Source organism: Mesorhizobium sp. 1M-11 (assembly GCF_001303895.1).
In the GTDB taxonomy this organism is placed as follows: domain Bacteria; phylum Pseudomonadota; class Alphaproteobacteria; order Rhizobiales; family Rhizobiaceae; genus Mesorhizobium.
Window position 1 is genome coordinate 63589 of the sequence record NZ_LJSD01000034.1, and the last position, 22220, is coordinate 85808.

The 22220-nt window shown below is 61.8% G+C and carries 20 protein-coding genes and 1 pseudogene; 10 read left to right on the forward strand and 11 right to left on the reverse strand.

What is annotated here, in order from left to right:
• Positions 1–178: 178 nt before the first annotated feature.
• From AO692_RS14730 to AO692_RS14740, 3 genes and pseudogenes are all read left to right on the forward strand, one after another.
• Positions 179–1572, forward strand: a pseudogene (locus tag AO692_RS14730) (PTS transporter subunit IIC).
• A gap of 88 nt (positions 1573–1660) precedes the next feature.
• The gene (locus AO692_RS14735) at positions 1661–2122 is read left to right on the forward strand and encodes a PTS sugar transporter subunit IIA (protein WP_054310805.1); all 462 of its coding nucleotides are present in this window, start codon (positions 1661–1663) and stop codon (positions 2120–2122) included.
• Positions 2123–2133: 11 nt separating this feature from the next.
• Positions 2134–2421, forward strand: coding sequence for a PTS sugar transporter subunit IIB (locus AO692_RS14740; RefSeq protein WP_054310806.1), 288 nt, complete (start codon positions 2134–2136; stop codon positions 2419–2421).
• Positions 2422–2502: 81 nt separating this feature from the next.
• On the opposite strand, the gene AO692_RS14745 is transcribed toward AO692_RS14740, so the two are convergent.
• From AO692_RS14745 to AO692_RS14775, 7 genes are all read right to left on the reverse strand, one after another.
• Positions 2503–3948 carry a homospermidine synthase gene (locus AO692_RS14745; protein WP_054310807.1) on the reverse strand — a complete coding sequence of 482 codons (1446 nt, stop codon included), beginning with the start codon at positions 3946–3948 and terminating at the stop codon, positions 2503–2505.
• A gap of 141 nt (positions 3949–4089) precedes the next feature.
• Positions 4090–5001, reverse strand: a complete 912-nt coding sequence (locus AO692_RS14750) for a DUF3445 domain-containing protein (protein ID WP_054310808.1) — start codon at positions 4999–5001, stop codon at positions 4090–4092.
• Entirely contained in the window at positions 4998–5285 is a 288-nt protein-coding gene (locus AO692_RS14755; RefSeq protein WP_054310809.1) for a YciI family protein, read from the reverse strand. Before AO692_RS14755 ends, AO692_RS14750 begins: the two co-directional genes overlap by 4 nt.
• A gap of 88 nt (positions 5286–5373) precedes the next feature.
• Positions 5374–6714, reverse strand: a complete 1341-nt coding sequence (locus AO692_RS14760) for a peptidase S41 (RefSeq protein ID WP_244483367.1) — start codon at positions 6712–6714, stop codon at positions 5374–5376.
• Positions 6715–6782: 68 nt separating this feature from the next.
• Positions 6783–7451 carry an aminotransferase class IV family protein gene (locus tag AO692_RS14765; RefSeq protein WP_054310810.1) on the reverse strand — a complete coding sequence of 223 codons (669 nt, stop codon included), beginning with the start codon at positions 7449–7451 and terminating at the stop codon, positions 6783–6785.
• The gene (locus AO692_RS14770) at positions 7400–8554 is read right to left on the reverse strand and encodes an aminodeoxychorismate synthase component I (protein ID WP_152979843.1); all 1155 of its coding nucleotides are present in this window, start codon (positions 8552–8554) and stop codon (positions 7400–7402) included. The genes AO692_RS14765 and AO692_RS14770 overlap by 52 nt, the downstream gene beginning before the upstream one ends.
• 163 nt (positions 8555–8717) lie before the next feature.
• Positions 8718–10553, reverse strand: coding sequence for a M3 family oligoendopeptidase (locus AO692_RS14775; RefSeq protein ID WP_054310812.1), 1836 nt, complete (start codon positions 10551–10553; stop codon positions 8718–8720).
• A 131-nt stretch (positions 10554–10684) separates the two neighbouring features.
• On the opposite strand from AO692_RS14775, the gene AO692_RS14780 reads away from it, so the two are divergent.
• Both AO692_RS14780 and AO692_RS14785 read left to right on the forward strand, forming a co-directional pair.
• Complete coding sequence (locus AO692_RS14780) at positions 10685–12217, forward strand: sigma-54 dependent transcriptional regulator (RefSeq protein ID WP_054310813.1); 1533 nt, start codon at positions 10685–10687, stop codon at positions 12215–12217.
• A 292-nt stretch (positions 12218–12509) separates the two neighbouring features.
• Positions 12510–14336 (forward strand): DUF882 domain-containing protein, encoded by a 1827-nt coding sequence (locus tag AO692_RS14785; protein ID WP_161808074.1) that lies wholly within the window; start codon positions 12510–12512, stop codon positions 14334–14336.
• Between the two features lie 152 nt (positions 14337–14488).
• Here the strand turns inward: AO692_RS14785 and AO692_RS14790 are convergent, their stop codons facing one another.
• A complete protein-coding gene (locus tag AO692_RS14790; RefSeq protein WP_054310815.1) occupies positions 14489–15130 on the reverse strand; it encodes a 2-dehydro-3-deoxy-phosphogluconate aldolase in 642 nt (213 codons plus the stop codon).
• Positions 15131–15243: 113 nt separating this feature from the next.
• The gene (locus tag AO692_RS14795) at positions 15244–16125 is read right to left on the reverse strand and encodes an N-acetylmuramidase domain-containing protein (protein ID WP_054310816.1); all 882 of its coding nucleotides are present in this window, start codon (positions 16123–16125) and stop codon (positions 15244–15246) included.
• A 167-nt stretch (positions 16126–16292) separates the two neighbouring features.
• On the opposite strand from AO692_RS14795, the gene AO692_RS14800 reads away from it, so the two are divergent.
• Both AO692_RS14800 and AO692_RS14805 read left to right on the forward strand, forming a co-directional pair.
• Positions 16293–17216: a rhodanese-related sulfurtransferase gene (locus tag AO692_RS14800; protein ID WP_054310817.1), complete on the forward strand. Its 924-nt coding sequence runs from the start codon at positions 16293–16295 to the stop codon at positions 17214–17216.
• Positions 17217–17497: 281 nt separating this feature from the next.
• A complete protein-coding gene (locus AO692_RS14805; RefSeq protein WP_054310818.1) occupies positions 17498–18226 on the forward strand; it encodes a tellurite resistance TerB family protein in 729 nt (242 codons plus the stop codon).
• 138 nt (positions 18227–18364) lie between these two features.
• Here the strand turns inward: AO692_RS14805 and AO692_RS14810 are convergent, their stop codons facing one another.
• Complete coding sequence (locus AO692_RS14810) at positions 18365–18676, reverse strand: Kazal-type serine protease inhibitor family protein (protein ID WP_054310819.1); 312 nt, start codon at positions 18674–18676, stop codon at positions 18365–18367.
• Positions 18673–19881, reverse strand: coding sequence for a pyridoxal phosphate-dependent aminotransferase (locus AO692_RS14815; RefSeq protein WP_054310820.1), 1209 nt, complete (start codon positions 19879–19881; stop codon positions 18673–18675). The genes AO692_RS14810 and AO692_RS14815 overlap by 4 nt, the downstream gene beginning before the upstream one ends.
• A 183-nt stretch (positions 19882–20064) precedes the next feature.
• Between AO692_RS14815 and AO692_RS14820 the strand changes: the two genes are divergently transcribed.
• From AO692_RS14820 to AO692_RS14830, 3 genes are all read left to right on the forward strand, one after another.
• Positions 20065–20745, forward strand: coding sequence for a GNAT family protein (locus AO692_RS14820; protein ID WP_054310833.1), 681 nt, complete (start codon positions 20065–20067; stop codon positions 20743–20745).
• A 213-nt stretch (positions 20746–20958) separates the two neighbouring features.
• Complete coding sequence (locus AO692_RS14825) at positions 20959–21846, forward strand: cation diffusion facilitator family transporter (protein WP_244483368.1); 888 nt, start codon at positions 20959–20961, stop codon at positions 21844–21846.
• 52 nt (positions 21847–21898) lie between these two features.
• Complete coding sequence (locus AO692_RS14830; protein WP_152979844.1) at positions 21899–22108, forward strand: hypothetical protein; 210 nt, start codon at positions 21899–21901, stop codon at positions 22106–22108.
• Positions 22109–22220 lie beyond the last annotated feature (112 nt).

A 22220-nucleotide genomic window follows, 5' to 3' on the forward strand; every position in this document is an offset into this window, starting at 1 on the left:
AGACGCGGCGTGCGCAGCGTGGCGTGCCGGCAACAGTTTGGTGGACATCACGGTCCACCGCTTTGTCGGGGGGAGTCGATTGACAGCTTCTTGAAAGGCTGCAACTTTCGTATATCGAAGAACACAAATGTTCTTGAGGTGGCGCGCCGGAGACAACCGGGCGTCCTGGGGAGGAAAAATGGATACCTTTTTGACCGGCCTGAAATCGGCCGTGGACACGCTTGGCGCGACGGTTCTGTTGCCCATCGTCATTTTCATCATCGCCGTGGTGCTCGGCGCCAAGGTGGGCAGGCATTTCGTGCTGCCGTCACCATCGGCGTGGCCTTCATCGGTATCAACCTGGTGCTCGGCCTGATGCTCACCTCGATCGGCGACGTGGCCAAGGCCATCGTGACCAACACCGGCATACAGCGCGATATCGTCGATGTCGGCTGGCCGTCGGCGGCGGCCATCGCCTTTGGGTCGTCGGTCGGCCTCTGGGTGATCCCGATCGGCATCGCCGTCAATGTTGCACTCTTGCTCTTGCGCCTCACGCGCACGCTCAATGTCGACGTCTGGAATTTCTGGCACTTCGCCTTTGTCGGTTCACTGGCCACGGCCGCCACCAACAGCCTGGCCTACGGCCTGATCGTTGCGGCTCTGGTGGCGGCTCTGGCGCTGCTGTTCGCTGACTGGTCGGCGCGGGCCGTGCAGCAGTTCTACGGCATTCCGGGCGTCTCGGTGCCGCATCTGGCATCCGCCCAGATCCTGCCGATTGCCATCGTGCTCAACTGGGTGATGGACCGTATTCCGGGCATCAACAAGATCAATATCAGCACCGAGACGATCGAAAAGCGCTTCGGCGTGTTCGGTGAGCCGGTGGTGCTTGGCCTGATCATCGGCCTCGTGCTCGGCCTGATCGCCTATTACAACGCCGGCGATTTCGGCACGGTGCTGTCGAAAGTGCTTTCAACCGGCATGACGCTCGCCGCTGTCATGCTACTGCTGCCGCGCATGGTGAAGGTGCTGATGGAAGGGCTGCTGCCGGTGTCCGATGCCGCGCAGGAATTCGTGCGCAAGCGTACCGGCGATCGCGAGCTCCTGGTCGGTCTCGACTCGGCAATCCTGATCGGTCATCCGGCCGCGATCTCCTCCTCGCTGATCCTGGTGCCGATTGCCATCATCCTGTCCGTGATCCTGCCGGGCAACCGCGTCATCCTGTTCGCGGACCTCGCGGTCATCCCCTTCATCGTGGCGATGACCGCCCCGCTGCTCAAGGGCAACGTGTTCCGCATGGTCGTGGTGGGTACCATCACGCTAGCCGTCGGTTTTTATGTCGCCAATGCGCTGGCACCGCTGTTCACCAGCGCTGCCATCGGCTCCGGCTTCAAGATGCCCGAGCACGCGGTGCAGATCACCTCGGTGGTCGACGGCTTCCTGTGGATCCCCTACGTGATCATCGAAGCGATCCAGGGGCTTGGCGTTATCGGACTTGCCGTGCTGGCGTTGGTGATTGCGGGAGCCTTCGTGCTCTACCGCCGCAACACGCTGGCCTGGGAACGGGCCGCCGGCGCCGAGGACGAAGCGGCCTGAAGCCCGGATTGGCGTTGCCATCCACCTGAAATGAAACGTGGGGCTGGTGGCGGTAATCGCCTCCGGCCCCAAGCCTGGAGAACAAAGCATGGCGCAAGCCTTGATCGACCATATCGACCCCGAAGCAATCCTGCTTGGCGTGAACGTCGACAGCAGCGAGGCGGTGATCCGCCAGTTGGCTGCGCGGCTGGAAGCCTTGGGTTATGTCAAGCCGAGCTATGCGGATGCCGTGGTGAATCGCGAGCAGACGATGCCGACCGGCTTGCCGCTCGGGCTCGCCGAAAACGTTGCCGTGCCCCATACAGACCCTATCCATGTCAAGAAGGCAGGTGTCGGGCTGGCGGTTCTGTCGAAGCCGGTCGACTTCGCCAACATGGAAGAGCCGGATGAGGCGGTTTCGGTAGGCATCGTCTTCCTGCTTGCCATCAACGACAAGGACAAGCAGATAGAGATGCTGCAGGAGATCATGAGCACCATCCAGAGCCCCGAAGCGTTGGCGAGCCTGAAAAAGGCTGCGAGCGTGGAGGACGTCAGAGCAGTCTTGAGCTAAAGGAACTCGACATGGCCAAACAGAAGACCGTTCTTTTCGCCTGCGGCACCGGCGTCGCCACGTCCACGGCGGTCAACGCCACGGTGACGGAAGCCATGAAGGCACGCGGGCTGATCTTCAATGCCCTGCAGTGCAAGGCGACTGAAGTCGCCAGCATGGCCGACGGCGTCGACCTGATTGTCTCGACCACGCCGATCTCGGCTTCGGTGACGGTGCCTGTCATCAAGGGTCTGGCTTTCCTCACCGGCATCGGCAAGGACAAGGCGCTGGACGATATCGAAGCGGAATTGCGCAAGTAATCCGCCCGCCGGTGGCCGTTCCGGCCCACAGAATGAAGAAGGGCGCCAATTGGCGCCCTTCTTGTTTGCGGATGCAACCTGTCAGCGCACCAGGATGTTGCGGAACTGCCAGGGATCCTTCTCGTCGATGTCTTCCTTGAACAGGCCAGGCCGTCCGTCCAGGGGCGTCCAGTCGGTGTAATATCCTTTGACCGGGCCGAGATAGGGTTTCTGCACTTCCAGGCAGCGGTTGAAGTCCATTTCGTCGGTCTCGACGATGCCGGCTTCCGGATTTTCGAGCGCCCAGACCATGCCGGCAAGCACTGCCGACGTCACCTGCAGGCCGGTAGCGTTCTGGTGCGGAGCAAGCTTGCGGGCTTCCTCCAGCGTCAGCTGCGAGCCGTACCAGTAGGCGTTCTTCTTGTGGCCGTAGAGCAGCACGCCGAGTTCGTCGGCACCGTCGACCAGCTCGTTCTCCTCAAGCACGTGATGCACAGGCTGTGCCTTGCCAGCCGCGCCGAACATCTCGTGCAGCGACAGCACCGCGTCGTTGCTCGGATGGTAGGCGTAATGACAGGTCGGGCGGTATGTCACCTCGCCATGTTTGTCGCGCACGGTGAAGAAGTCGGAGATCGAGATCGCCTCGTTGTGGGTGACAAGGAAACCGTATTGCGGACCAGGGGTCGGTACCCAGGTGCGCACGCGGGTGTTGGCGCCCGGCTGCTCCAGATAGATCGCTGCCTGCGAGCCCTTCTTGTGCTTCTTGGCGTTCTTGGGGATCCACTTCTCATGGGTGCCCCAGCCGAGCTCGGCCGGCTGCAACCCTTCTGAAATGAAGCCCTCGACCGACCACGTGTTCCAGAACACGTTCAGCGGCTTCGGCTTCTTGGTGCGCTGGGTGTCACGCTCGGCGATATGCACGCCCTTGACGCCCACCTTCTTCATCAGCTTGGCCCAGCCTTCGCGGTCATGCTGTGCGGGCGTTTCGAACTCGAGGCCAAGCTCCCTGGCGAGATCGATCAGCGCCTGCTTGACGAACCAGGAGACCATGCCGGGATTGGCGCCGCAGGTCGAGACAGCGGTTGGGCCGCCCGGATGCTTGCGCTTTTCCGCCAAAAGGCTTTCGCGCAGCGCATAGTTCGTGCGTGAGGCGTTGCTGGCTTCGGTGTCGAAATAGAAACCGAGCCAGGGCTCGACGACCGTATCGACATAAAGCGCACCGAGCTTGCGGGTGAGCCGCATGAGGTCGACAGAGCCGGTGTCGACCGACAGATTGACGCAAAAACCCTGGCCGCCGCCATTGGTGAGCAGCGGGGTCAGCACTTCCTTGTAGTTGTCCTTGGTGATGGCCTCTTTGATGAAGGTGATGCCGCGTTCGTCCGCCAATTTGCGGTTCTCCTCGCTGGGATCGATGATCACCATGCGAGACTTGTCGAATTTGAAATGGCGCTCGATGAGCGGAAGCGAGCCACGGCCGATCGAACCGAAGCCGATCATCACGATCGGGCCGGTAATCTCACCGTAGACGGGCCATTTTTCATTCGCCATTTTTTGCGGCACTCCTTCTTTGTCGTGTGTCCTCACAGAAAAGCCGGACGCGGATGCGCCCGGCTGCAACTGCTAAACCATACATGCTTGTCACAATAAAGCGAATCCGGTTGCTGGCGTTAACGACAGGGATCGCCGCCATCAGCCTTCGGCGAGGCCGTTAAGATAGGCCACAAGCCGGTCGCGGTCCGCAGTCAGGCCCTTGTAGTCGAGCTGCGCATCGTCCAGTTCGCCAAGCTGCCGGGCGAAGCCTGCGGCGATACGCCCACGGTCGGGATGGCGGGCAAGCACTGCCAGCGGGTCGAGATAGATACGGATGGTGAAGAGGATGTCGCGTGAGACAGGCAGCTTGCGCAACGTCTGCCGCTCGACCCGGATGAAGGCGTGCGCGTTGATGTCCCCATCCGGGAAATTCGACTGCCGTTCCGCGGAGCGGGAGATACGCTGGCGGTCCGACAGGGGATGATAGAGTGCATCATTGGCCTGAACCGACCAGTTGAAGCGCTCCACCGCCTGGCCCTGCAGATTGTCGAACATACGGCTGATGATGTCAGCCGGCCGCGTGCCGGTGCCGAACCCCGGAACGGGGTCGTGGATATGGTGTAGCGGCTTGCCGAACTTCTCCGTCAGGGACCACGAGGAAGGAAAGCAGAGCGAACCGGCGGCGAGGCGCCAGCCGTCGTCGCTTCGGCGCATCAGGATGAGATCGTCCTGCACCATCAGCGAGGCGGTCATCAGTGGGGCATCAGCCAGCAAAGCTGGGCCGGTGGTACCTCGTGCCTGTGCTTCGGCCAGCGCCGGCGCATGGTACTGGCCCATATGCGTTTCGACGAGTTCAAGCACTTCGCGTTGTGCGTCGCGCGTATCGGTCTCTTCGACGAAGACCTTGTCAGGCAACTCAGCATAAAGGCGATGCTTTTCGGCCAATTGAGTGCCGAAATAACCGTCGACCTCCAGCCAGCGGTCGAGCTCCAGCGGCTTCAGGCCGATCGCAAATGGCTTCGACGAGCCGTCGTAAGGCGTGTGGGGAGGCAGGGGGCGTTGCACGGTCATTGCTCTTTCAGCATTTCCAATCCGATGGCAGCGCTCGTCGCGGCGAAGTCGATCACGTCGTAATCGGCAACATCAGCTTTGGTGAACGGATCCTCTGCCAATCGTGCATCGAGTGCCTCGCGCGTGCCGCGGGCGAGAATGACGCCACCGGTGCGCGGACGTTTGGCGCCGGAGGCGATAAAGACGCCGTCTGCATAGCCTGCCTTTACCCATTCCATATGCGCATCGCGCAACCGATCGATCTCAGCAAGCGGCACTTTGTAGGTGAGGTTGACGACGAACATGTCTTCTCCAGTCAGCGGTCGAGTTCAAGCGGTCACAGCAAACGGTTTCGGCGAGCCGTCGCAGGGTGCGCAGGTGACCCGGGCGTGTTTATTTGGCCAGATCAAGCGCTTTTTCGAGCACTGGGTCACGGCCTGCTGCATAGTCGGCGAAAGTCGGGTCGATCAGGATGTCGGGTTTCAGCGAGATGCCGCGCGGACCGAAAGCGACTGTCGGCCAGTAGCATTTCTCTGGATCGAGGCAGCCGTTCTCGTAATCCTCGAAGGCATCGCTGTAGTGTACCTTGATACCGGAATTCGGAAGTGTGATGTCGTCGCCTTCGGCCCAGAAGCGACCCTCGTCGCCCATCGGCTCGCCAATGAGGACGACGTTGCCTTGCGACGCGCCCTTCAGCATCGCGGCAGTAACGAGGGCTGCCGAAAACGTCGCGCGACCAACCAGGACCATGACCCGACCGTCGCTCGGCACGAGCTTCGGCAAGGCCTGGGAAAAGAGAATGGTGTTGAAGAGGTCGCCGCCATTGTTGAAGCGCAGGTCGACGATGACGACGCGGGGACGTTTTGCCACCACGGAATTCGCAACGACATCGCCTAGCTTCAGTTGGAGCGATCTGTCGTCCAGGCTGTTGATCGAATTGCTGCGGATGTAGAGAACCTGCTGGTCGGAGGCGAGCCAATGTTGCTCGACGTCGGCCCGGGCAGCGTAGGCCGGTGAATGTGTGTCTACGGTGTCCAGGACGTGCGGCCAGCGGTTCGGACTGTCTTGCGCGGCCGGCACCAGGATCGAATAGACGCGTTTGGTCGGTTGTCCCTCGTCGCCAGGGGCACGGCTCGCTGCCGGCGCAAGCGTCGCCTCACTTGTCCTGTCGTCCTTTGAAACGGTCAGCGTGACGCTGTCGCCGGAACTGACGCCGATTGCCTTGAGCACGTCGGGGCTGGTGAGGAAAGCCGCACTGAGGTAGCGCACGCGCGTGCCCGTGCCGGAAATGAACGGTGTAACGCGCACCAGCGCCTCTGCGCTGGACAATGCACCGAACTTTTCAATCCGGGCGCCGAGCAGAGCCCTGTGAGCTTCATCGGTACTGACGACATAAAGACCATCAGCAAACCACCAGGCGCGAATGGGAAGGGCGCGCAGCAACGCGCCGATCGCCGCTGTTGTATGGCCATTGCCTGATGTCGCGGCTGCCTTTTGGATCGCAAGGGCGAAATCTGCTTCCGACATGGTGTCTGCGTTGGCGAAGGTTGCTTCAATGACGCGGTCGAAATCGCGCTTCTTTGCGTCGTCGAAGCTTTTGTCCCGCGGCAACCATGTATCGCGCAACACGACAAGGTCCTCGCGCATCTGGTCGGGTGTCAATCTGACGTTCTGCTCTGCCCGCGTCGGCAAGGGCAGGGCGAGTGCCATTGCCATGGAAAGCACGATGGCCATAGCGTGAGACACTCGTGATGGATCCGACGGCCATATCGGCATTGGTACTCCTCTCGTCGGCGTGCAGGCTATCGGCCCAGTTTTGCCGCGATCAGTCCGCGCAGCGAATTTCCAACGTAAAGCTGCTTCGCATCAATCAGATCGTCCAAGGTTAGAACCGCCTCGCGCGCTCTGCCTTGATCCAGAAATTCGCCACGCAATATGCCTGGCAGCAGGCCGCACATCAGTGCCGGGGTCAGCAAGGGGCCGCCATCGCCGGTGTCCACGAACAGGTTGGTGATGGTGCCTTCGCAGATTTCGCCGCGCTCATTGGCGAGCAGGACCTCGTCGGCATCGGCGGTGGTGTATTCCGCGCGGGCGGCCAGATAGGCATAGCGGCGGCTTGTCTTGTGGCGCAGCAGCGCGTCTTGCGAGGAGAGCCGGGTCCGTGCCAGCCGCAAGATCCAGGCAGTGCTGTCCGGCAAGGGCTGGAACGGCTGGGTCGTCACCTCGACCGCGCCGTCAGCCGCAAGCGTCAGGCGCACGCGTTGCGGCCCTGCCGCACCTTCGATTGTACCTTCGAGGGCAGCACGCGCCGCTACCGGGTCGTGGCGCAAGCCGAGTGTCGTAGCCGAGGCGGCCAATCGCGCAAGGTGCCGCTTCAGGCGCATGAAGCCGGTTTCAGGCTCCCAACGCAGCGTCTCGATCAGCGTGAAGCCGGGAGCGATCCCGTCGCGAAGCGGGCTTTCAGCAGACACTCCTCATACTCCTCCTCCGCCGTGGAATCGAACACCACGCCGCCGCCGACATTGTAGACGGCCTCGCCATTGGCGAAGAGCGAGATGGTTCGGATGGCGACCGAAAAGCGCATCGTGCCATTGGGCGCGATCCAGCCGATTGCGCCACAATAGGCATCGCGTGGCGTTTCTTCCAACTCGCGCAGGATCTCCATGGCGCGGATCTTCGGCGCGCCGGTGATCGAGCCGCAAGGGAAGAGGGCGGCAAAAATGCTTCGGATGGTAAGATCCGGCAGCAGCCTGGCACGTACCGTCGAGACCATCTGATGCACGGTCGGGTAGCTTTCGATGCGGAAGAGATCGGGCACGTCGAGCGTGCCAACCTCCGAAATCAGCGAGATGTCGTTGCGCAGCAGGTCGACGATCATGCGGTTTTCAGCCTGGTTTTTCTCGTCGTTGCGCAGGAAGTCCTTGAGCGCGGCGTCCTCTTCCGGTGTCTTGCCGCGCGGTGCGGTGCCCTTCATCGGATGTGTTTCGATCCAGCCGTCGGTGTCGACGTGGAAGAACAGCTCCGGCGAGCGTGAGAGTATAGTGGGGCCTGCCAGCGAGACGAGCGCGCCGTATTTCACCGGCTGGCGGGCCGTCAGCGCGTTGAAAGCGGCAAGCGGATCGCCCGACCAATGCGCGTTGATGGGGAAGGTGAGGTTGCCCTGGTAGCAATCGCCCTTGCGCAAATGGCGATGCAGGCGGGCAAAGCGCTTTTCATAGTCCGCATAGGACCATTGCGCGGTAGCGTCGAAAATCGGCCCATTGGTGGCGGGCTGGGCCGAGGGCAGGGTGCGGTCGGATGGCTTGTCGAAAACACCGAGCGCCATCAGCGGCGCCCGCCGGCCTTCGGGCAGAAGCGGCTTCAGCTTTGGCTCGAGCAGATAGCCGGCCTCGTAGGAAAAATAGCCGGCCAGCCACTTGCCCGCGCGGCGCGCAGCTTCAGCCTTTTCCAGTGCCGACTCGAATTCCTGAGCTTCCTCGGCGACGATCAGCGCGGCCGGTTCCTCGAACAGCACGTCGCGGCCGGCCGGGTCGTCGCGGAAGAGTGCGAAACGGGACGCTGTCAATTTTTCCACTACCCCCACCCCGCTTGGCCTTTCGGGCGGTATCCCCCGAGAGGCTGAACGCAAGGCGCCTTAGAGCAATTCCAGGAAAAGTGTGTAGCGGTTTTCCGTCCGGAATTGCGTAAAAACAAAGAGCTGGAGCCTTTCCGCTTTTCGGAGAAAAAGCGGAAAGGCTCTAGTCCAGCGCTTCCAGCTCGTCGATCAGATTGGAGATGACGCCAAGCCCGATCTGCCAGAAGGCCGGGTCGCTGGCATCCAGCCCAAAGGGCTTCAGGAGTTCCGAATGATGCTTGGTGCCACCGGCACGCAGCATGTCGAAATACTTCTCCTGAAAGCCGCGCTCGGCGTTCTGGTACACGGCGTAGAGCGAGTTCACCAGGCAGTCGCCGAAGGCGTAGGCGTAGACATAGAACGGCGAATGAATGAAGTGCGGGATGTAGGTCCAGAAGGTTTCGTAGCCTTCGCGCAGCTTGATCGCGGGCCCGAGGCTTTCGGCCTGCACTTCCAGCCAGAACTTGCCGAGCTGGTCGGAGGTCAGTTCGCCGTTCTTGCGCTCGGTATGCACCTTGCGCTCGAATTCGTAGAAAGCGATCTGGCGCACGACCGTGTTGATCATGTCCTCGACCTTCTGGGCGAGCATGGCCTTGCGCTCGCGACGGTCCTCGGTCCTGTCGAGCAGCGAACGGAAGGTCAGCATCTCGCCGAAGACCGAAGCTGTCTCGGCCAGGGTCAGTGGCGTGGAGGCCATCAGCGCGCCCTGGCCACCCGCCAGCACCTGGTGCACGCCATGGCCGAGTTCGTGCGCTAGCGTCATCACGTCGCGCGGCTTGCCCATGTAATTCAACAGCACATAGGGATGGGCAGACGGCACGGTGGGATGCGCAAAGGCGCCGGGCGACTTGCCGGGCCTGACGGGGGCATCGATCCAGTTGCGGTCGAAGAATTGGCGCGCGATGTCGGCCATCTCCGGCGAGAAGCGCTGGTAGGCTGACAGTACGGTGTTCCGGGCTTCGTCCCACGATATGGTCGCTTGTGGTGTTTCTGGCAGCGGCGCGTTGCGGTCCCAGTGGTTCATCTCGTCCATGCCGAGCCAGCGTGCCTTCATGCGATAATAGCGGTGCGACAGGCGCGGGTAGGCGTCCCGAACGGCGCTTGCCAGCGCATCCACGACGCTGCGTTCGACGCGGTTGGCGAGATGGCGGGAGTCTGCGATGTCCTCGAAGCCGCGCCAGCGGTCGGAGATTTCCTTGTCCTTGGCGAGCGTGTTGGTGATCAGCGTGAAGGTGCGCAGGTTCTTGGCGAAGGTGGCAGCCAATGCCTCCGAAGCCTGTCGGCGTACCGCTCCGTCGGCGTCCTGCAGCCGGTTCAGGGTCGGTTCCAGCGTAAGCTTTTCGCCGTCGATGTCGAAGCGCAGTTCCGTCATCGTCTCGTCGAACAGACGGTTCCAGGCGCCGCGCCCGGTGACCGACTTTTCATGGAACAGCTGCTCGATACGATCTTCCAGCTGGAAGGGCTTGTCTTTCCTCAAATCCAGCACCCACGGCCGGTAGTGGCCAAAGCCAGGATCGGTATCGAGCGCCAGCTCGATGGCCTTGTCCTCGACGAGGTTCAATTCCAGACCGAAGAAGAGCAGATGCGAGGACGCATCCGTCATCTTTTCCTGCACGTCGCCATAAAGCTTGGCGCGCTGCGGGTCGGAGGTGTCGCCGGCATAGACCAGGCCGGCGTAGGAGACGATCTTGCCGACCAGTTCTTCCAGCGCTTCATAGGCCTTCAGTGCTTCGCCGAGTTTGCCCTCGGCGCCGCGCGCGGCCTCTGCCGCCAGCGTGCCCTTCCAGCGGCTCTCGAAGGCGGCGGCATCGGCACCGGCCTTCGCAATGTCGCGCTTCAATTCCGGGGCATCCATACCGGGATAGAGGTCGGCGAGGTTCCACTCGGGCAGGTTGCCGAGTTCCAGCGCCTTGCGACCGGATTGAGCCGGCGCATGCAGCCGGCCGAAAAAAGTATGCATTCCAACACCTTCCGGAAATGTGGCGCGAAGCCGGTCAACTTCTAAGCAATTCGTTCACCGGCTTTTTTGAAAGCTTATTTAGAACCCTGTGCCAAGATGATCCATAGGGCAGGGGCGAATTCGCGACACTCATGACAGGTTCCATCCTCATCGTCGACGACGATCCGGTTCAACGCAGGCTGGTGGAGGCAGCGGTGGGCCGTTTCGGCCATTCGGCGCTCACCGCCGAAAACGGCGAGACGGGCCTGGCCGTGATGGACGGACCCGATGCACGCGAGGTTTCCGTGGTGGTGCTCGACCTCGCCATGCCGGGCATGGACGGTATCGCCGTCCTGCAGGCGATGCGCGAACGCGACATCCGTATCCCTGTCATCGTGCAGACCGCCCAGGGCGGCATCGAAACCGTGGTGAAGGCGATGCGTCATGGCGCCTTCGATTTCGTCGTCAAGCCAGCCTCGCCAGAGCGTCTGAATGCGGCGATCACAAGTGCGCTCAAGGTGGAAGAAGTCGAGGTCGCGGTGAAGCGCTCGTCGCGCCGTCTTGGCCAAACGCTTACTTTCAAGGATCTCGCCACGCGCAGTTCTTCGATGGAGCGGGTAATCCGGCTTGGCCAGAAGGCAGCGGCGTCTTCGATCCCGATCCTGATCGAAGGTGAGTCCGGTGTCGGCAAGGAAATGGTGGCCCGGGCCATACAGGGCAGCAGTGACCGCAGGACGAAACCGTTCGTCACCGTCAATTGCGGCGCGATTCCCGACAATCTGGTCGAATCGATCCTGTTCGGCCATGAGAAGGGCTCCTTCACCGGCGCCACCGAAAAGCACACCGGCAAGTTCGTGGAAGCCCATACCGGCACACTGTTCCTGGACGAAATCGGCGACCTGCCCCTCGACGTGCAGGTAAAACTGCTGCGTGCGGTGCAGGAAGGTGAAGTCGATCCAGTCGGCGCCCGCTCCACGGTCAAGGTCGATATCCGCCTGATCTCGGCCACGCATCGCGACCTGCTGCAGCAGGTGAAGGACAGCCGTTTCCGTGAGGATCTGTTCTATCGCCTCAATGTCTTCCCGATTCTGGTTCCGCCTTTGCGTCACCGCAAGGAGGATGTTCCCTTTCTCGTCCGACATTTCATGGACAAGGTATCGCCGGTCGGCCCGCGCCGGCGTCTGTCAATTTCAGACGCCGCACTGGCCATGCTTCAGGCCTATGACTGGCCAGGCAATATCCGCCAGCTGGAAAATGCCATCTATCGGGCGTCGGTGCTCGCCGAAGGCGAGGTGCTGACGCCCGAAGAGTTTCCACAAATCCGCGCTCAGGTGGAAGGCACGGTGGTGCTGGAGGCGCCATCTGTCGTGCTCGAACTGCCGGGCGAGGTCGCCATCGAGCCGGAGCGATCCCCGGAGAGACCAATTGCCGCGGAAGTGGCTTCCAACCGCTTGCCGAGGATAGAACCAAGGTTCGGTACGCTGACTGCGCTGGACGAGCGCGGCAATGTCCGCTCACTTGCCGAGGTCGAACTGGAGATGATCAGGCTCGCCATCGATCACTACAACGGCCAGATGAGCGAGGTGGCCAGACGGCTTGGCATCGGGCGTTCTACGCTGTACAGAAAGCTCAAAGAGTACGGCATAGACCCGGAAACCGGGCGCGCGGAAAAAATGGCTTCCTGAATCCCGCGCAAGCCTTGGGTGAGTTTCCTGGTATAAACCAGTGGTTTACCACGAGCTGAGGAGCTGCATTTTGGGCGGGATATCGCCATGGTGTCACCGCATTTCAGCTTCAATAAGCGTCAATTAACCATTAGGATCGATTATCGGATGTGAATCCAACCACATCCGTTTGGTCAAATCCGGGGACAAACGGCAGTCTGCAAGGCCATTTGATTTGAGCAGAATCGAACGACACCAGAACAGGCGTCCATCCTCATTGAGCGTCTGGCAGAAGTGGCTGACCGGCGCGGTGATGGCTTTCGGCCTTCTGGCCGTTTCGGCAGGCACGGCCAGCGCCGAGGTCCGTGCGCTCAAGCTGCGCAATCTGCATACCGGCGAAGTCGATGAGATCGTCTTCAAGCGCAACGGCCGTTACGATCAGTCCGGTCTCAAGAAGCTGAACTACTTCCTGCGCGACTGGCGCCGCAACGAGCCGACCAAGATGGATCCGCGCCTGATGGATCTGGTCTGGGAGGCCTATCGCCAGAGCGGTTCGCGCGGCTATATCCAGGTGATCTGCGGCTACCGCGCGCCGTCCACCAACGCCATGCTGAAATCGCGCAGCCGCCGCAGCGGCGTCGCCGAGAAGAGCCAGCACATCCTCGGCAAGGCAATGGACTTCTATATCGAAGGCGTGCCGCTGAAGAAGCTACGCGACATCGGCCTCAAGATGCAGGGCGGTGGCGTCGGCTACTATCCGACTTCCGGCTCGCCATTCGTGCATATGGACATAGGCAATGTGCGCCATTGGCCGGGCATCAGCCGGCAGGAGCTTGCGCGTCTGTTCCCGAACGGCAAGACGCTGCACGTGCCGAGCGACGGCCGGCCGCTGCCCGGTTACGAGCAGGCAATGGCTTCCTACAAGGCGCGCAAATCCAGCGGAACGCCGAACATCGAGCTTGCCAGCGCTGGCGGCTCGAGCCGCAAGTCGGGCGGCTTCCTGGCTGCGTTCTTTGGTGGCGGCGAGGACGAAGAAGAAGATACGGCCGATGTCGCCATGGCTCCGGCGCCGAAGCCGAAGGCGGCTATGAAACCTGCCGCGACGGCCAAGGGTAAGCTGCCGGGCATCACCATCGTTTCGCCCGAGAACGCACAGCGTGCCGAAGTTCCGGCCACAGCCGAGACGACGGAAGAGCCGCAGCTGGCCGAGGAGCCAAAGCAGGAGACGCCAGAGACGATCCTGGCTGCACTGCCTGCACGCGCCGTGCCGCTGCCCGGCGCCGCGCCGCGCCCGAAGACCGATGTCGGCCTGCAGACGCCCCCGAGTGCGCCAACGCCTGAAACCGTTCCGTTCGGTGTAGCCGATGCCAGCGCCGTCCAACAGGCGGAGCAGCCCACCCTGGTGGCAGCTGCAGCGCCCGTCACGCCCGAGAACGTGCCCTTCGGCATGGCCGACCCGAATGCGGTGGCTCCGACTGCCGAAGCCATGCCGGCTGCTGGCGAACAGGCCGTGGCCGGCAATGTTCCGGTGCCGACATGGCGTCCCAAGGCGCCGGGTGCGGCCGAGCCGAACCAGGAATCGGTGCTGCTCGCGCTGGCCGAGACTGCCAAGCGTGATGGGCAGCAGACGGCGACCGATGCGTTGGCGATGCTGCCGACCGAGCGTCCCGACGAGATCAAGGCTGTCCTGGAGCAGTCCTCTACCGACAGCTACCAGGTCGCCGCCCTGCCAACGCCGCGTTCGGCCTTCAACGATCCGTCCGGTGTTGACGCGGCCACTCCGCGCACTGCCGTGGCAAGCCGTCCGGCTGGCTCCGATCCCGCTGCGGCGATGGGCGGCAACGTGAAGACGACGCGCAAGGAATCACGCGCCAGCGCACATGATGCAAAGCCCGACACCAAATCCGTGGTCGTTCCGGCAGCACCCAAGGTGGCGCGCTGGGCGCTGCAGGGCAATGAGCAGATCGCCAAGGTGACCGATTCCACCACTGCGCCGCGGATGGCGTATAACGTGGTTCGCACGGCACCGAGCGAGGTCTATACGACCGGCTTCCAGACCGCCAATGAGATGGCGGATTCGAACCGCTTCACCGGAACCGCGGTGAAGTTCATGTCGGTGGCCCGCTTCCCGACCAAATAAGGGCTGGACCCCTATGAGATATGAAACCGCGTCGCGAGGCGCGGTTTTTTATTTTTGGGGTAAGAGTCCGCTTTCCCAAAGACGAATTGGAAGATCTGGTGCCCCTCGAGGGGCACCAGCGCCACAGGCTGGGCTGGGGCCTTTCCTTCGCGCTAGATCTTCCGCAGTTTGCTCGCTTCGCGCGCCAGCGCCTCGATGCCGGCCCAGTCGCCGGCCTTGACCATCTCGTCAGGAGCAACCCAGGAGCCACCGACGCAGATCACATTGGGAAGGCTGAGATAGTCGTTGGCGTTCTTGGCGCCAATGCCGCCGGTCGGGCAGAATTTCACGTCGGCGATCGGCGAAGCCAATGCCTTGAGGAAGGCTGCTCCACCTGCCTGTTCTGCCGGGAAGAACTTCAGGAAGTCGAGCCCGGCTTCACGCGCGGCCATGATTTCGCCAGGTGTGATCGCCCCGGGCAGCAGCGGCACCGGGCTGTCGGCGGCGGCCGAGAGCAACTGGCCGGTGATGCCTGGGCTGACAATGAATTGCGAGCCGGCCTTGGATGCTTCCTCGAATTGGCGGGCATTCAGAATGGTGCCGGCGCCGACAACCGCCTCTTCCACCTCCGCAGCCGCGCGGCGGATTGCCTCGAGTGCGGCATCGGTGCGCAATGTGATCTCGATCGCCCGGAGGCCGCCGTGCGCCAGCGCGCGTGCCAGCGGCACGGCATCCTTGGCATCGGCGATCTTGATCACGGGAATGACCGGCTGGCCGTCAAGCAGCGAAAGGAGTTTCTGGGTCTTGCTGGTCATGTTTTTTCGCTCTCTTGCGCCCTTGTAATTTTTCAATCGATTTAACAGACCGTATTTCTCACGTCTACGGCCTCATGATGACACTGTGTCGGCTAGGTTCGGCCGCTGGCAAGTCATGCGCGGCGCATTCTCCAGATCCCGCCGACAAGTCTGGCCACCCAGCCCCAAAGCGACGATCCGCCCTTGGCATCCTGTAGCGCCTTGCCGATGGCGGCCTGGGTCACCTGACCGGCAATACCGTCGGCGGCAAGGCCATGTTCCTCCTGGAATTTGCTCACTGCGCCGGCTGTGCCAGGACCGTAGATGCCGTCCGTATCGACAACATAAGCTAGGGCAACCAGAGCTTCCTGCAACTCCGTGACCAGTTCTCCACGCGAGCCGATCTTCATCAGCCGGTCGCCTGGTGCCGGTCCCTCGACCTGCTGCCTGTAGGCTTCCGCCAGTTTCAGGTGATAGCCATTCTTGGCAAATCCGGGGCCGTTGTAGCCGTGGCCCACGACTTCCCAGTCGTGGGCGTTCAGCGCCGTGATGAGCCCGGATTTGTCGATGTAGCGCGCCATCAGCCGTGCCTGGCCGGCCGCCCCCGACCGTGCTTCTTCGACGAGGCCGTCGACGGTTTCGAAACCCAGCCACTGCCAGTGCGCACCCATGACCTGGCCAAGCCCCCAGGATGTCGATTCATAAGCCGCCGCGCGGTCGATCTTCGCGGCCTGCTCGATCAATTGCCAGCGCGCAGCCTGGTTGCGCGGGTTGGCGACCGCGCCGGCCTTGGGGGAGGCGAGGCCTGCCGAGCGGGCCTTTTCCTGTATCGCCCCCGAAAGCCGTCGGTCGAAATAGTGGCCCTCGAAACGGATCAATGGTTCGTTGCGCCCATCGACCTTGGCGAAGACCTGGCCGGCACTTTCCACCTCGGCAATGGCAAGCAGAGCCTTGGGTTCCAGCCCGAATTCCCGCGCTGCCTTTTCGATTTCGTCCGCTGTTTGCTTGCTGAACATGCGTTCCCCACTCCCCTTGAAGGGAGCCAATGTCAACCGACCTTACCGGTCGCGGATGAACATTTGGGTAACTCGACCTATATGTTGGGGGCGACCGATGCTTCTGGAATCCTTGGCCTTTCCGGTCTGCATTGAAAATTCCGGGGCAAGGCGGTAGGGCACCGGTCATGAACCTGTCCGCTTCTCCTTTCCGTGTCGCTGCGCTCTACCGTTTCGTGCGCCTCGCCGACCATGAGGCGTTGCGCCAGCCCCTTGCTGCCTTCTGCTGTGGGCATGACATCAAGGGAACGCTGCTTCTGGCACATGAAGGTATCAACGGCACCGTTGCCGGTACAGAAGAAGCCATTGCGGAACTCATCGCCTATCTGGAGGCGATGCCTGAATTCGTTGGCCTGGAAGTCAAATATTCCTCGGCCGCCGAGATGCCGTTTCATCGCATGAAGGTGCGGCTGAAGCGTGAGATCGTCACCATGGGTGTGGAAGATATCGACCCGCTTCGCGCCGTCGGCACCTATGTCGAGGCTGCTGATTGGAACACGTTGATCTCCGATCCCGACACGGTCGTCATCGACACGCGCAATGACTACGAGGTGACGCTGGGCACTTTCGAGAATGCGGTCGATCCACACACGAAGAGCTTCCGCGAGTTCCCGCAATGGGCGCATGAGCACCGCGCGGAACTCGAAGGCAAGAAGATCGCCATGTTCTGCACCGGCGGCATACGCTGCGAGAAGGCGACGGCCTATGTGAAGTCACTCGGCTTCGACGAGGTGTTCCACCTCAAGGGCGGTATCCTGAAATATCTGGAGGATGTGCCGCGGGAAGAGAGCCTCTGGAAGGGCGAATGTTTTGTCTTCGACGAGCGCGTCTCGGTCTCGCACGGGCTGGCGGAAGGCGAGGCGGAACTCTGCCGCGCCTGCCGGCATCCGCTGACGCCGCAGGAGCGAACTTCGCCACACTATCAGCAAGGTATTTCCTGCCCGCACTGCCATGAAGAGCGAAGCGATGATGATCGAGCCCGCTACGCCGAGCGCCAGCGCCAGGTGGAGCTTGCCGAGCAGCGTGGCGAGGGACGGCATATCGGCAGCTAAGGCGTGTCGTTCAGGTCAGGTCGGCTCGCTCGGACATACGCTCCGCACGTCATTTCGCGACCCTGAAAGCCACCATTCTTGAGGCGAAAGGTTCGACCGAACTTTAGAACATCATTGTAATGTCGCCTTCGCGGGCCTAACTCTGCGGGATCAACCGCCGAGCCTAGAGCGTTTCCGTTTTTCACGGAAACGCGGAAACGCTCTAACTTTTTGTTTTTACGCAATTCCAAACGCAAAACCGCTACACGCTTTTGCTGGAATTGCTTTAGCTGGAGCCATTGATGTTCGACCCCAAGAAACTGCTCGACGATCTTCTGAGTTCGCAGGTTCCCGGAACCGCGGGAACGGTGCGTGACAAGGCCGGACAGGCCGTGCAGATGGCGAAGGACAACCCGCTTGCCGCTGGTGCTCTGGCCGCCGTGCTGCTTGGCACCGGCCCGGGGCGCAAGGTCACTGGAACAGCCGTCAAACTTGGTGGTCTCGCCGCCATCGGCGGCCTCGCTTACAAGGCCTACCAGAACTACAAGGCTGGGCAGCAGCCTGCCGAGGCGGCGAAAGAGCCGGAGCTCCTGCCACCGCCGGCAGGTGACAGTTTCGATCCCGCGCAGGCGCCGCAGGGCGAGGGCGAATTCGCACTCACCATCGTGCGTGCCATGATCGCCGCCGCGAAGGCCGACGGACGCATCGACGAGGAAGAGCGCGGCAAAATCATCGACAAGGTCAGCCTTTCCGGCCTTGGCGCCGAGGCAACCGCGTTCCTGAAGGAAGCGCTGGCTGCCCCCGTTGACATCGATACACTCGCTTCGGCCGCCCGGAACGAAGCGCAGAAGATCGAGCTTTACACCGCTTCGCGCCTGGCCATCGAGCCGGATACGCGCGCCGAGCGCGGCTATCTCGACATGCTGGCTGGAAGGCTCGGGCTGGACGACAAGCTGGTCGACCACATCGAGGCAACCGTCTCCGCAGCGAAGGAGCCCGTTTCGTCTGCTGGCCCCAACACCAAGTGGTAGGCGCTGCCCTGAAGCGTTAATCTTTCGTTAACCAGTCAAGCGCATCATTTTAATCAGTCGGATCGGCTTTCCTCCTCCCAAGCTGGTTCAGATCGGGGCGGTCGCCAATGACCGCCCTTTTTGTTTCCTCCAGGGGGATCAGCACTCGCCGTCCTTGAGTTTGGCGGTACCCGCGGCCCGGCGTGCGCAGTCATTGCCATAGGTCTTGCCATCGCAGCCGCAAACCGGCCGATATTCTTCGGTGCAGATTTCTGGTTTCGGCATGCAAATGCCCATACGGTCGGCGCGGCCGCACTGGGTTTCGGTCGGGAACTCGCAGAATTGGCCAGCGCCGCAGGTCAGGCCCCTTATCCCGCCGCACGCCTTTGCCGGCTCGTCGGCAAGGCCGGGAGACATTGCCGCGCCGATCATGGCGAACGCTGCAAATCCGATGGCGGCCACGCGCTTCATGCCGTGTCCTCCTTCTTCGCATTCGCGGCGAGGAAATTACCGATGCGCTCCAGCGCCCGGAGAATATTCTCTTCCGAATTGGCGTAGGACAGCCGCATATACCCTTCGCCGAGCACGCCAAAATCCGGTCCGCCGATCAGCGCCACGCCGGCTTCCTCCAGCAGCGCCGAGGCCAATTTCTTGGCCGGCCAGCCGGTGCCAGAGATGTTGGGGAAGGCGTAGAAAGCGCCTTTCGGCGTGATGCAGGAAATGCCCGGCAGTTCATTCAGGCCTTCCACCACCAGCTTGCGGCGCCGGTCGAAGGCCCGCATCATCGCCTCGACCTCGTCCTGCGGTCCGTCTATGGCCGCGACGCCGGCGTATTGGCTGGGCGCATTCACGCAGGACCAGCAGTTGACCGCCAGCTTGCGCACCTTGTCGTAAAGATGCGCGCCCTTCTCGCCGTTCGGCCAGATCGACCAGCCCATGCGCCAGCCCGTCATTGCCCAGGTCTTCGACCACCCGTTGAGCACGATCAGCCGGTCGCGGATTTCCGGAAACTGCAGCAGAGACGCGTGCGTCTCGCCGTCATAGGTCATGACGTCGTAGATCTCGTCGGAAAGGATGGCGACATGCGGATGCTTCTCCAGACCCTTCACCAGCTTTTCGATCTCGGTGCGCGGGGTGACGCCGCCGGTCGGGTTGGCCGGCGAATTCAGGATAAGCAAACGGGTGGCCGGCGTAATCAACGCCAGCGTCTCTTCCGCTGAAAAAGCGAAGCCATGTTCCTCGCGGATCGGCACCGGGACAGGCCGCGCGCCGGTGAACTCGATCATCGAGCGATAGATCGGGAAGCCGGGATCCGGATAAAGGATATCGGCGCCTGGTTCACCGAACATCAGGATGGCGGCAAACATGGTGGGCTTGCCTCCCGGCAGGATCATCACATTGTCCGGCGAAACCTCGACGCCGGTTGTCGCCAGCGTGCGCCGTACGACGGCTTCACGCGTGGCCTGCAAGCCCGTGGCCGGCGTGTAGCCATGACGTCCGTCGCGCAATGCCTTGATTGCCGCCTCGACAATATGCCCCGGCGTGCGGAAATCCGGCTGGCCGATGCCGAGATTGACGATGTCGCGTCCCTGCTCAGAGAGCGCGGTGGCGCGGGCGAGGACCGCGAAAGCGTTTTCCTCGCCGAGGCGGTCGAAGGCAGGGATTGTGTGGATCATTTTGTTGGTCCAGCTGGTGCTAGTTGCGGGCTTATGTTTTTTGGAAGGGTGGAGAGGCCCTGTCAAACAAGGCGATTTCGAAGAATTATTGCATCGATCTTAGACCAAAGGTCGCACTTAGAGACGGTTGCGACCACCCATAGATGCAATAATTCTTCAAAATCGCCTAATATGGAGCCGATAGTGACCGAGGATCTGAAGAACTGGCAGCCGCGTCCGCGCCCCGAACGCACGGTGCTGGAAGGTCGCTACGTGCGGCTTGAACCGCTCGATGCCGCTCGCCACGGCGACGGATTGTTCGAGGCATCTTCAGTCAGCGATGCCGATGGCCGCTTCCGCTGGCTGCCGGAATTCGCGCCCGAGAAACGCCAGGACTTCCAGCCCTGGCTCGAGAAGGCGGAGGCCAGCCCGGACCCGCTTTATTTTACGGTGATCGACAAGGCGAGCGGCAGGATCGCCGGTCGCCAGACGCTGATGCGTATCGAGCCCGCCCATGGCGTCATCGAGATCGGCAACATTTATTGGGGGCCACTGATTTCACGCAAGCCGGCTGCGACCGAAGCGCAGTTCCTGTTCACCCGCTATGCCTTCGATGAACTTGGCTATCGCCGCTACGAATGGAAATGCAACAACAACAATGCGCCTTCGAAACGGGCCGCGGAGCGATTCGGTTTCAAGTTCGAGGGCATTTTCCGCCAGCATCTGGTGGTAAAGGGCGAGAACCGCGACACGGCATGGTATTCCATCGTGGACAAGGAATGGCCCGCGCTCAAGAAAGCTTACGAAGCTTGGCTCGACCCAGAGAATTTCGACGAAAAAGGCCAGCAAAAACGCCGACTGGAGGATTTCCAAGCTTCGATATAGTTATTCCAGCGGTGGAAATTTTGGCGGCTGGGGAAATTCCTCTGTGCCAATGAAAACACGATCATCGGATACTTTAATATCCAAATGAGTTGAATTAAGTTCGGCCTCAAACAGGGCCGGCTAATGGGTCATGATCATTCAGATACGCAAGGTGCACATGGCCATAGCCATGGCGCCGGGGGAGATTCGCACGAATCTTCCGACAAGAAGCGCGTGCTGATTGCTGCAATACTGACCGGCGGCTTCATGGTTGCGGAGGTGATCGGCGGGTTGCTCACCGGTTCCTTGGCGCTGCTTGCCGATGCCGGCCACATGTTCACCGACGCTATTGCGCTGGCGCTGGCGTGGTATGCCTTCCATCTCGCAGACAGGCCGCCCACGGGCCGGCACACCTATGGCTATGGCAGGGTCAAGACCCTCATTGCCTACACCAACGGCCTGGCGATTTTTCTCGTAGCCATATGGATCTGCTACGAGGCCTGGCAACGCTTCCAGGCACCACCGCCCGTGCTTGGTGGCCCGATGCTCGTGGTCGCCCTTCTTGGACTCGCGGTCAACATCGTAGGCTTCATGATCCTGCACGGCGGAAGCCGCGAAAGCCTCAACATGCGCGGTGCCATCGTGCATGTTCTGGGCGATCTGCTGGGTTCGCTGGCTGCAATCGTTGCCGCACTGGTCATCATGGCGACGGGCTGGACGCGGATCGATCCGATCCTGTCGGTTCTGGTGGCGGTGCTGATCCTGTCAACTGCCTGGAACCTCATGCGTGCAGCCGCGCATGTGCTTCTGGAAGGCTCGCCGGCGGGCCTTGATCGCGACCTGATCGCCCAGGACCTGCAGACCTCCATCAAAGGCATCCGCGAAATCCATCATGTGCATCTGTGGTCGATCGACGGCGCCAGCAATATGGCAACGCTGCATGCAAGGCTGATGGACGGGCTGGATGCGCACGTTGCCGTCGATGTCATCAGGCACCGACTGCTCACCCGCCACGGCATCAGCCATGCGACCATCGAAATCGATTTCGACCGCCGCGCAGAAGACGGCCGCAGGCGTGACGAGGTCCGTGGCGTCACATCGCAGCCCAGGCACCTGCATTAGAGCGTCGGCTGTGCTAACCATCCGGGCGGGAAGTGCAGCTTGGTCCGGAGTGATGATGAGTCCTGAAAACAAGAGCGCCGCGATCGCGGCGCTGTCGATCATGCTGCTGTTCGGCGTGACCGCTTATTATCTGCCGACCATCATGCTGGCGATCGGCCATTACTCGACGATACTCGCCGGCATTTTTGCGGTTCTGTTCGTCGTCGCCTTCTTCATGGTGTTCTGGCTGCGTGGACGAAACCGCGGCCAACGAGGGGATTGAATACCCGCGTGCCGATCGCTAGAGGGTTCCCGCTTCTAGCGGCAACGCTCCAGCTCTTTGTTTCTACGCAATTCCGGACGCAAATCGCCGCGAAGCCGTTGCGCTCTTCTCT